General features: G+C 39.4%; 10 protein-coding genes and 1 CRISPR repeat array (1 of these 11 only partly in view). All 10 genes read left to right on the top strand.

What is annotated here, in order from left to right; all coding sequences use genetic code 11:
• Window positions 1–173 precede the first annotated feature (173 nt).
• Complete coding sequence (gene tnpA, locus DCC82_RS18235) at window positions 174–353, top strand: IS200/IS605 family transposase (RefSeq protein WP_233252989.1); 180 nt, start codon at window positions 174–176, stop codon at window positions 351–353.
• Window positions 328–543, top strand: coding sequence for an IS200/IS605 family transposase (tnpA, locus tag DCC82_RS18740; RefSeq protein WP_205729486.1), 216 nt, complete (start codon window positions 328–330; stop codon window positions 541–543). The genes tnpA (DCC82_RS18235) and tnpA (DCC82_RS18740) overlap by 26 nt, the downstream gene beginning before the upstream one ends.
• Window positions 544–558: 15 nt before the next feature.
• Complete coding sequence (locus tag DCC82_RS11345) at window positions 559–2,022, top strand: RNA-guided endonuclease TnpB family protein (protein WP_108430373.1); 1,464 nt, start codon at window positions 559–561, stop codon at window positions 2,020–2,022.
• Between the two features lie 301 nt (window positions 2,023–2,323).
• Window positions 2,324–3,052, top strand: a complete 729-nt coding sequence (gene cas6 / locus DCC82_RS11340) for a CRISPR-associated endoribonuclease Cas6 (RefSeq protein ID WP_108430372.1) — start codon at window positions 2,324–2,326, stop codon at window positions 3,050–3,052.
• The gene (locus tag DCC82_RS11335) at window positions 3,049–4,854 is read left to right on the top strand and encodes a CRISPR-associated protein Cst1 (RefSeq protein ID WP_015864171.1); all 1,806 of its coding nucleotides are present in this window, start codon (window positions 3,049–3,051) and stop codon (window positions 4,852–4,854) included. Before cas6 ends, DCC82_RS11335 begins: the two co-directional genes overlap by 4 nt.
• Complete coding sequence (cas7i, locus tag DCC82_RS11330; RefSeq protein WP_108430371.1) at window positions 4,851–5,738, top strand: type I-B CRISPR-associated protein Cas7/Cst2/DevR; 888 nt, start codon at window positions 4,851–4,853, stop codon at window positions 5,736–5,738. The genes DCC82_RS11335 and cas7i overlap by 4 nt, the downstream gene beginning before the upstream one ends.
• Window positions 5,739–5,740: 2 nt before the next feature.
• On the top strand, window positions 5,741–6,442 hold the full coding sequence (cas5b, locus tag DCC82_RS11325) for a type I-B CRISPR-associated protein Cas5b (RefSeq protein WP_015864169.1): 702 nt from the start codon (window positions 5,741–5,743) through the stop codon (window positions 6,440–6,442).
• Window positions 6,443–6,454: 12 nt separating this feature from the next.
• A complete protein-coding gene (locus tag DCC82_RS11320; RefSeq protein ID WP_108430370.1) occupies window positions 6,455–8,635 on the top strand; it encodes a CRISPR-associated helicase/endonuclease Cas3 in 2,181 nt (726 codons plus the stop codon).
• A 13-nt stretch (window positions 8,636–8,648) separates the two neighbouring features.
• Entirely contained in the window at window positions 8,649–9,146 is a 498-nt protein-coding gene (gene cas4, locus DCC82_RS11315; protein WP_089097792.1) for a CRISPR-associated protein Cas4, read from the top strand.
• 120 nt (window positions 9,147–9,266) lie between these two features.
• A complete protein-coding gene (cas2, locus tag DCC82_RS11305) occupies window positions 9,267–9,482 on the top strand; it encodes a CRISPR-associated endonuclease Cas2 (protein WP_015864166.1) in 216 nt (71 codons plus the stop codon).
• A 218-nt stretch (window positions 9,483–9,700) separates the two neighbouring features.
• Window positions 9,701–9,969: a CRISPR direct-repeat array (repeat unit 29 nt; unit sequence GTTTTATCTGAACGTAGTGGGATATAAAG) (it continues 2,621 nt past the right edge of the window).

Raw genomic sequence — 9,969 nt, 5'->3', positions numbered from 1 at the left:
AATAACTGCTACGAAAGCCCGTGACTTTAGTCATCGGGATGAAGTGGCTGAATAATAAAATTATTAGAATATTCTTTATTATTATAATTGTAACCTATCTAATGTTTGGTTATCATGATATTAGATAGGGGTGATTTATTAAATCTCTATGATCAATATTACATAAAGAAGGAATGGTTTATCTTCATCCATATCATGTGATTTTCTACCCAAAATACAGACGAAAAGTGTTAGTCGGTGAGATGGAAAAAGATTTAAGAAAAATTTTTTATCAAGTGGTGAAAGAAAAGGATGTTGAAATCCAATCGTTAGAAATCATGCCTGACCATGTTCATTGGTTTATTTCCTTATGATCCAAGAATTCATATTCATGCGTTAATCCAGAAATTGAAAGGTCGAAGCAGTCGTATTTTTCGTGAAAAATATCCGCCCTTGAAAAGTCGACTGCCTTCCCTTTGGACTCGCGGCTATTTTTGCTGTACAGTTGGATGTGTTTCAGAAGAAACCGTTAGGAAATACATTGAAAATCAAAAACATGTGTAAAGGAGGTGGGTTGCATTGGCGGGAGCGAAAACACCAAGCTATGTATTGACGTTGCGGCTCCAGACAGAATCATGGCAAAAACATATCCTCGAAAAGCGGTTTGAAATCGGCCGCTGTTTGTATAACGCCTGTTTAGAGGAATGTTTGAAGCGGTACAAAAAACTCCAACATGATTCCCGCTATCAAGACCTTGCTCAACAGAAGCCCTCCAAAGAAAAAAATCGCCAACTTTCCGACCTGCGAACCGAGTACGGACTCTCCGAATATGCGATGCACGCTTTCGTTCAGCCAATGCAGCGCCACTTCCGCAAACACATGGACGCGCATACGGCGCAAAAAATCGCCACCAGAGCGTGGAAAGCGGTAGAAAGGTTCTTGTTTGGCGCTGCCAAACGGGTGTATTTTAAACGGTTCGGCGAAATGGGTTCGTTAGAGGGAAAATCGAATTCCGCAGGGATTCGCTTCAAAAGCCATGCCATCCATTGGAATGGGCTGATGATCCCTGTCATCATCCAACCAAATGATGTGTATGCCCATCTCGCCTTGCAAGACCGAATCAAGTATTGCCGCATTGTACGTAAACGGATTCGGGGGAAAGTAAAGTATTATGCCCAACTCATTTTGGAAGGGGTTCCGCCGCAAAAAATCAATCGGCAAACCGGCAAAGCCAAGCATCCCCGTGGTGAAGGAGTGGTCGGCATTGACATTGGCACGCAAACGATCGCCATTTGCGCTCCGAACGAAGTAAAATTGTTGGAACTCGCTCCAAGTGTGGATGACATCCATCCGGAAAAAAGGCGGCTGCAGCGAAAACTAGACCGGCAGCGGAGAGCAAATAATCCAAATAAGTACAACGAAGATGGAACCATCCAGCGAGGAAACAAAGAAAAGTGGGTGTGGAGCAAAAATGATATCAAAACAAAAAATCAATTAGCGGAACTGCAAAGGAAGTTAGCGGAAAAACGCAAGCAAGATCATAATAAGCTGGCAAATTGGATATTATCGTTAGGCAATGATATTAAAGTGGAAACAATGAATTATAAAGCATTGCAAGCAAGAGCGAAAGAAACAACGATGAATGAGAAAACAGGAAGGTATAATAGAAAGAAACGATTTGGTAAAAGTATAGCGAATAAAGCTCCAAGCATGTTTTTAGCCATATTAGACAGAAAATTACGGTATGACGGAAAAACGCTCAAAAAAATAGATACATTCTCTGCGAAAGCCAGCCAATATAATCATATCACGGGTGAATATGTAAAAAAGAGGTTATCCGAACGATGGAACGATATGAATGGCTGTAAAATTCAACGAGATTTATATAGTGCGTTCCTCATCATGAATGCGAAAGATCACTTAAAAGAAATCGATAGAGAAAAATGTTTTGCGACATGGGAAAGATTTAAGCGACTGCATGATAAAGAAGTAGAACGTTTAAAAAATAGTGGTAATAAATTATTAAGCAGTATGGGAATTTAAATGATGAAAAGCGTCTTGAACCGGGCGCACAGGGCGCTAAGCACCATTGAGGTGTTTGCCCATGAAAGTCTTGTGGAATGAGAGTGAGTGTCTATACGAAGGTATAGACGAAGCTCTTTAGTACACAAGAACCTGCCGACTTTAGTCGTGCAGAGGTTCAGTATACTACAAAATTAAAGCAAATATAATGAGTTTAAGACAATGTTCGAAAAATTGTCATGAAGATTTGACAATATACGACAAAATTTTCTAAATTTATAGTCTAAAATGAGGGGGAGGGTAGTAAAAAAGGAGGTGTCTTATGAGAATTTCTTGTTCCTTTGAAACTGATAAAATTCCTATTCATTATCGAATGGCAATGGTGTCCATTATCAAAGAAGCATTACGAACATCTGATGAAGAATATTATCATCGTCTGTATCAGAGGGGGCAACGGACAAAGCCTTTTGTATTTTCTACATATTTAAAAAACTTTCACATCATAAATCATGAAATCGAATTAGATGGCATTACGTTAACTGTCAGTTCCCCTGACCATGAGTTTTTATTGAATTTATACAATGGCTTGCAAAAAAACCAGGCTTTTTCTTATAAAGATTATCATTTTGTGAAAAAGAAAATTGCGGTTGTCAAAGAGAAGCAAGTGACGAGTCCGTCTGTTGTTTTTCGTACTCTTTCACCAATACTCATCGAGGATGAAAAAGGAAATCCGATTGCTCCTGATGATGCAAGCTATGAAGGGCATGTCAACTACGTAGCGGACATGATTTTATCGCAATATCGCGGCAAAGGGCTATATGCTCCTCTCTCTATTAAGCCTATATATTTTAAAAAAGTTGTAGTAAAGGAATCCAATCATGAGTTTGCCGCCACACACGGGAATGATGAATATTTATATTTCACCGCTTATCATGGGTTATTTGCGATCACAGGGCATCCAGGAGATTTACAGCTATTGTACCAGCTTGGATTGTCCAAACGGCGAAATCAAGGATTCGGGCAATTAGAAATCGAGGAGGTGAGGGGATGAAAGTACAACTCCGTATGGGAGAATGGATGATAACAATGGGGCTTGTCGGGCTTTATCGTGTATTTGAATATGGACTGAAAAACGAAATTATTGACCAGCAATACCGACGCAGCATTTCTATCCGACCGTGGGGATTGGAACTGGATGTAGACGTGCTGTCACAATTGCCAAAAGCCTATTTTTTATATTTAATGGATGAATACAGCGTGGCAAAGCGGGATAGCGAAAAATTGCAGCTTTATATGAAGCAGGCGGAAAAAGAGGCACAGTTTTCATATGCGTTATCAGCCATCAAAAAAACGATAACAGATACAGGAAAAAAAGTGCTCAAATATTTTTCGCATCCACCTCTAGCCAATGCTTTAGAAGCTTTAAAACAAGTAAAAAAGCCGGAAAATTTTGAACTGCTAGCGACATGTGCCCATACGTTCGAAACGGCACTGTATGAACCAAAAATTAACGAGAAACTGACCCTTAACTATTTTAAAGCGGCGATATTAAAGGCGTTTTTTGGACAAGTTTCTTTCCTGAACGTCTCGAAAAACAGCTTGGATTTACAAGGGCATATTCAAGAATTCCAAAAAGATTATATTGCACCTGCACAGTACGACTTACAATTTGAGCACATATTAGCGGATGCCAAATCTTCAGAGGAGATTATCGCGTTTTTAGACAAGCATAAAGATTATCAGCCATTTAAAGTATTGAAAAGAGCGTGGAAAAACAAAACATTAGAAGATATTCAAGATTATGTGAAGAATACCATAACCAAATGCTTGCTTTTGCACGACCGTCTCGCTTTTTACAACTTTGAAGAAATGGTATTTGCTCCAATCGGGGTAGCAAAAAACAATGCGTTTAATTTTAACTGGAATTTGGAAGATCATCAGCCTAAACCAATTTCTTCTTTGGCAAAACTAGTATTATTTTTTGCTCCAGCTGGTGCAGCTATTTATTTGAAAAAAGAAGGGGTTAATGAACAGGGGGAATATCGTACGTATGCGGGATTTGTCCAATCCGATGCTGCCTTTTCAGAAATATTACAGAAAAACAATCATTTCAAACAGTTAAAACAACAGAAAGAACCGTTTGATCGTATTGTTAGCAAACTAGTACAAGGCATCACAAAAGAAGCAGAGTACGTGGCAGATCACTTATTTTTTTTAGAGTTTTCCTCTGACTACGATAGTAAAAAAACACATTTGCATTACTACCACTTGCCGATGTATTTAGCATACTATTTTAAAAACTGTAAGGGGAAACTCGATTATATTCAACCTTATGAATATCGCGAGCATTTTGTCCAGTATGTGCTTCGTGGGGAAGACCCTGCCATTGTTATTTATTCATACTTGCGTTATTGCATCGAAAAAGGCAATTCGCACATCGGTCCTTATATCACAGTTCGTGAGCGGAATCGAATCCTGCAATTGAAAAAAGGAGTGAAAGATATGTCAAGTACGGATAAACGCGTATATGCGGTATTTCGAAGCGGGCAGGAAATTCGCAAAGCGCTCGAACAAGCAGCCGCATCAAAGACATCGGAACAATATTCCGCTAGTTCGAATAAAAAGGTGAATGCGATTGCGTACCGTCTATTAAATGCGGCAAAAGCAGGAAATCAAAAAAGTTTTATGGATACATTGTTCCGGCTGCACATGTCAGCGGAAAAGCCGATATCTCCTATTTTCTTGAATGCATTGCATGAACGTGACTTGGACTTTGCAACAGTAGCCAATGCCTTTATTGCTGGATTGTTATCTAGTGGATTACAAGAAGAACAGGAGGATGTCGTATCATGACAAAATCATTAACGATGACAGTAGTATTTCAAGCGGGTTCATTAAACTATGGAGAAGGAATTGCCAATATTTCTGAATTAAAAAAATTTCACCGCGGCAATGGAGAAGTGTATACATATGCGTCACGGCAAAGCTTGCGCTACGATATTGTTCGTTTAGGAAATGAGCTATTCGACTGGAATTTAAATACGGTCGATAAGGCAAGCGGGGTAGTGCAGTTTAAAAAAGACGTAACAATCAAAGACTCCGTAGAAATGGATTTATTCGGCTATTTAAAAACAGATAAAAATTCACAAAAACGTGCGGCTGTTGTTAGATTAAGCCATGCTATTTCACTCGAACCGTACAAAAGTGATTTAGAATTTTTGAACAATATGGGGCTAGCAAGCCGCATAGGGCAGGATGCCAACCTTGCCAACATTGAACAGCATCAAAGTTTTTACACTTATACATTAACAATTGATTTAAATCGCGTCGGTGTTGACGGCGACATTGAACTTTCCAATGCGGAAAAAGCAACACGCGTGCAACAGCTGCTTGATATTGTCAAAATATTAAACCGCAACATTCGTGGTCGTCGTGAAAATTTAGCGCCGTTGTTTATTATCGGTGGAGTTTATGATGTTGCGAATCCATTTTTCCTTGGGAAAATTCTTCTTTCTTCCTCTTCGCAAGGTTGGGAAATTCAATCCCAACCAATTGTAGAAACAATGGAGCAAACTTTTGCAGGACAAACTGTCGGTGAACAAACGCGCATCGGGTTCTTACGGGGCATTTTTGCGAATGAAGGGGAGTTTGCTGATTGGTTTGCCGATAAAGTCGGTTCGGTTGAACAGTTTTTCCAATACATTTCTGAACAAATTCAAGCATATTACGGTGTATAACGATGAAAGCATTGCGGATGAAATTGTTTCAAGAGACAGCTTGTTATAAAAAGCCGTTTGCTTCAAAAGTAGCAGAGACGTATCCATTACCCCCTTACTCAACAGTAAAAGGAATGCTGCATGCACTGGTTCGCGCTGATGAATTTATTCCGATGCGCCTCAGTATCCAAGGACAGTATGAAGCAAAGTTGTTAGACTATCAAAGATACTATTTCTTCAAGAAAAAAGAAATGGAAAGTTTTCCGCTGATTTTAGACGGGGTGCGAGATGTTGATTTTTCTTATGGTAAAAATGAAATAACAACGATGCCAATGTACACTCACCTTTTATATCGGGTGGAGCTGTTGATTCATGTCGAGGCGAAAGATGAAGTTCTGGAAAACATCATTCAGGCGATCGAAACCGGCAGCGGTCATTACAGTTTAGGGCGATGGGAAGATTTAGTCCGAATAGACGAATATAAGCTTGTTCATGTTCAAGAACTCGATGAGGAGAAGGAGCTGCGATACAACGCTTATATTCCGAAACATTTGTTGGATGAAGAAATTAGATATATTCCTTACGAGGTAAATTGGAAATATGAAATTGTCAATGGCATTCGCCAATGGGAAACGGTTCATGTCGGCTATGTGTTAAAAGGAACGACCGCACCGGAAGGAGCAATGGTGGATGAAGATGGAGAACTAGTGTTTTACCACGTGTAGGGGGAGAAGGCGATGACGTTTTATGCGAAATCGGAAACAAAAGAGACGATCCGTGAACACACGGATCGTCTCCTTGATAATTTGTGGTTATTAAAGAACAGTTATGGGCACAAATTTGTTCGCATGGATGAAAGAATGTGGGAATTGCTCCGGCTTGCGGTGGAATATCACGACGTTGGCAAAGCAAACACCGTATTTCAAAATAAAATACGCCGTGCGATTCGTGAGGAGATGCTTGAAACCGACTGCGATGCAGATGTGCCACATAACTATTTGTCTGTCGGATTGATTCCGTTTTCACGGCTTGATTTGACGAAAGAAGAAAGCCGCCTGCTCATTCATGCGGTCGGTTACCATCATGAGCGGGATAAGCCTCCTGATAAGGAGATGATTCGCCATATTCTTGAGACGGATATGAAGAATCAGCGAAACGCGATTTCCGAGCATATGAAATTGCCGCTTGCCGAGAAACTATCATTTCGATTTGTGGATCGCCTGTTAAAACGGTACACCATTCATGACGGCGATCAGTTTTGGAACTACGTATTGTTAAAAGGGCTTCTTCATCGTATAGACCATGCAGCATCCGCGCATCTTCCAGTAGAAATCGATATCGATCAGTCCATTGGTGCAAGTGTGCGCAACTATATGAATCAGCAAGGATTTCGCAAAAACGCTTTGCAGCAATTTACCGAAGCCAATCAAGACAAAAATGTCGTTGTTGTTGCACAAACGGGGATGGGAAAAACGGAAGCAGCTTTGTTATGGATTGGCGATGATAAAGCGTTTTTCACCTTGCCGCTTCGGGTAAGCATTAACGCCATTTATGAAAGAATTCGGGACAAAATGGGATACGATGCGGTCGGATTATTACATTCGACGAGTGGTCATTATTTGGCAGAAAAAGGAGAAGAAAATTGGGAAGCAATAAAACAACAATCCCAACAGCTGTCAACGAAGCTGCTGATGACAACGATTGATCAAATTCTGAAATTTCCGTTTTATTATCGCGGGTTTGAAAAAGAGTTAGCGACAATGGCGAACTCTAAAATCGTGATTGATGAAATTCAAGCATATGATCCGAAAATCGCTGCCATGCTTATTAAAGCATTGGAAATGATTCATAACGTCGGCGGTAAATTTATGATCATGACCGCTACGTTGCCAACATTATATCTCGATGAATTAAAGAAAAGAAACATCATTAATGAGGAACATAGCGTATTTGGCGAATTTATCGATACAAGCAAACACCGTCATCGCATTCAACTGCACGCAAAAGAGATAACAGAAGGGTTGGAGGATATCGTCCGCAAGGCGCAAACATCGCAAGTGCTTGTCATTGTCAACACGGTACGCCGTGCTATCGAGTTGTATCAGAGCTTATCGGAACATGAACAAAATATCCCTATTTATTTGCTTCATTCACAATTTACCCAAGAGGATCGGCAGTTGTTGGAACGGAAAATAAAAGAATTTAATGATAAGAAAATAAACGGAATTTGGATTACGACACAACTTGTAGAAGCAAGTATTGATATTGACTTTGATTATTTATTTACCGAAATGTCTACCTTAGATAGTTTATTTCAGCGGCTAGGGCGCTGTTATCGTAAACGTATATTAGACGAGGAACGATGTAATGTGCATATTTTTACCGAAAACATTTCCGGTGTGCCGCGAGTATATAACGAACATCTCATAAATGAAAGCATAAAGCTATTGCAGCCGTACGACGGGCACATTCTGGATGAACGCACCAAAGTAGAAATGGTAAAGCAATTGTACGAGCGGAAACGGTTAATCGGAACAGCGTTTTTACAAGAATTTGAGGATGCCTTATATATGTTTGATAACCTAGATCCGTATGGAATGAACAAGAAAGAAGCACAAAGGAAATTGCGGGATATTCAAAATATTCAAGTCGTTCCTCGACGAATATATGATGGGATGATTGATTTGTTAGAAGCGTATGCCGCTTGCCGTGATGTGAAGGAGCGGCTTCGGCTGCGAATGGAAATAGAAAAGAAAACGGTAAGCGTTCAACGTTTTATTGCAGAAAAATACGTATCAGAGCGGCTGCCAAAACCGTTTGAACATATATACATCATTGATGTCGAATACGATTTCCAACGAGAAACATCGAAGGGAAAAGGAATTTTATTAGATACCCCGATGTCTACCTTTTACTAAAGGAGCTGGGTTTATGGTAAGTGGTGTGCAAATGCACTATTACAAAGTATGCAAACGAAAATTATGGCTATTTTCTAAAGGGATTGCGTTGGAAGAGGAGCATGACCGCGTAGTAGAAGGGAAAATTCTTCACGAACGCGCTTACCCACGTTTAGACGAACGGGAAATTTTAGTAGATAGCACATTTAAACTGGATGCGTTAGATGGAGAATATATTCGAGAAATCAAGATTTCAAGCAAAATGGCAGATGCTGACCGTTTTCAAATGTTGTATTACTTATATGAGTTAAAAAAGCGTGGAATCATCAAAAAGGGATTAATTAGCTACACAAAAGAGCGAAAAACGGAAGAAGTTATCTTAACGGAGAAGGATGAAAAAGAGATAGAAAAAGCAATTGGGGAAATATATCGGGTTTTACAACTGCATTCGCCTCCGCCGTTAAAGAAACTAACGTATTGTCCGAAATGCGCTTATTATGAATTTTGCTATGCGTTAGAAGGTGATGAATAATGCTGCGAGATCACTATATTTTTTCGAATGGGAGATTAAAACGAAAAGACAATACGATCTATTTTTTGGATGAAAACGAGACAAAAAGATCTCTTCCGGTTCATCAAGTGGATAACTTAAGTGTGTAAGAAGTTAAAGGAATATTTAACGTGGACACAGAATAGTGTGTTTGAAGGCGAGATTTCGAAAAGCTTATTAATGAAATGTATGTATGAGCTAGAATTAATCATAAATAAAGAAGAAGATTCGATTTATCTTTATCAAGTGCCTAACCCCAAAAATATAAAGAAGCAGGTTTTTGGACAGGAACGGAATTTTGATGAACTATTCATTTAATAGCAAAGCCTGAAAGTGTAGAGTAGCTCTCAGGATGCAGTAAACCTCCGTTTTGATCTAATACTGGAAAATGCTTGATATATCAACAGAAATCACTTATTTTTTTACTAGATCAAAAACACAACTGCCGCTTTACTGCAAAACCTAATGTACTGGTGTGATCAATGTTTGAAGAAAAACATTGATACATCAATATTTTGTCGTTGTTTGAAAATAGGGTTTTATCTGAACGTAGTGGGATATAAAGGATTTTATGAAAGGAGGTAAGGCAATGGGTATCCTCGTTTTATCTGAACGTAGTGGGATATAAAGCTACATACTGCATTTGCTCCAAGAAGGGAAAGTGTCGTTTTATCTGAACGTAGTGGGATATAAAGTTCTTATCCGTCAATTCCCCAATTGCGTTTAATTGTTTTATCTGAACGTAGTGGGATATAAAGATGGTATACCGATAATCGTAATAGCGCTGATAACTGTTTTATCTGAA

This window comes from Geobacillus sp. LYN3, from assembly GCF_003064505.1.
Lineage (GTDB): Bacteria > Bacillota > Bacilli > Bacillales > Anoxybacillaceae > Parageobacillus_B > Parageobacillus_B toebii.
The sequence above is the reverse complement of the archived record's forward strand: the minus strand, read 5'-3'. Positions and strand labels throughout refer to the sequence as shown.

Coding starts and splice junctions, on each gene's coding strand:
- tnpA (WP_233252989.1), top strand. CDS start 174: ATGGTTTATCTTCATCCATATCATGTGATTTTCTACCCAAAATACAGA.
- tnpA (WP_205729486.1), top strand. CDS start 328: ATGTTCATTGGTTTATTTCCTTATGATCCAAGAATTCATATTCATGCG.
- cas6 (WP_108430372.1), top strand. CDS start 2,324: ATGAGAATTTCTTGTTCCTTTGAAACTGATAAAATTCCTATTCATTAT.
- DCC82_RS11335 (WP_015864171.1), top strand. CDS start 3,049: ATGAAAGTACAACTCCGTATGGGAGAATGGATGATAACAATGGGGCTT.
- cas7i (WP_108430371.1), top strand. CDS start 4,851: ATGACAAAATCATTAACGATGACAGTAGTATTTCAAGCGGGTTCATTA.
- cas5b (WP_015864169.1), top strand. CDS start 5,741: ATGAAAGCATTGCGGATGAAATTGTTTCAAGAGACAGCTTGTTATAAA.
- DCC82_RS11320 (WP_108430370.1), top strand. CDS start 6,455: ATGACGTTTTATGCGAAATCGGAAACAAAAGAGACGATCCGTGAACAC.
- cas4 (WP_089097792.1), top strand. CDS start 8,649: ATGGTAAGTGGTGTGCAAATGCACTATTACAAAGTATGCAAACGAAAA.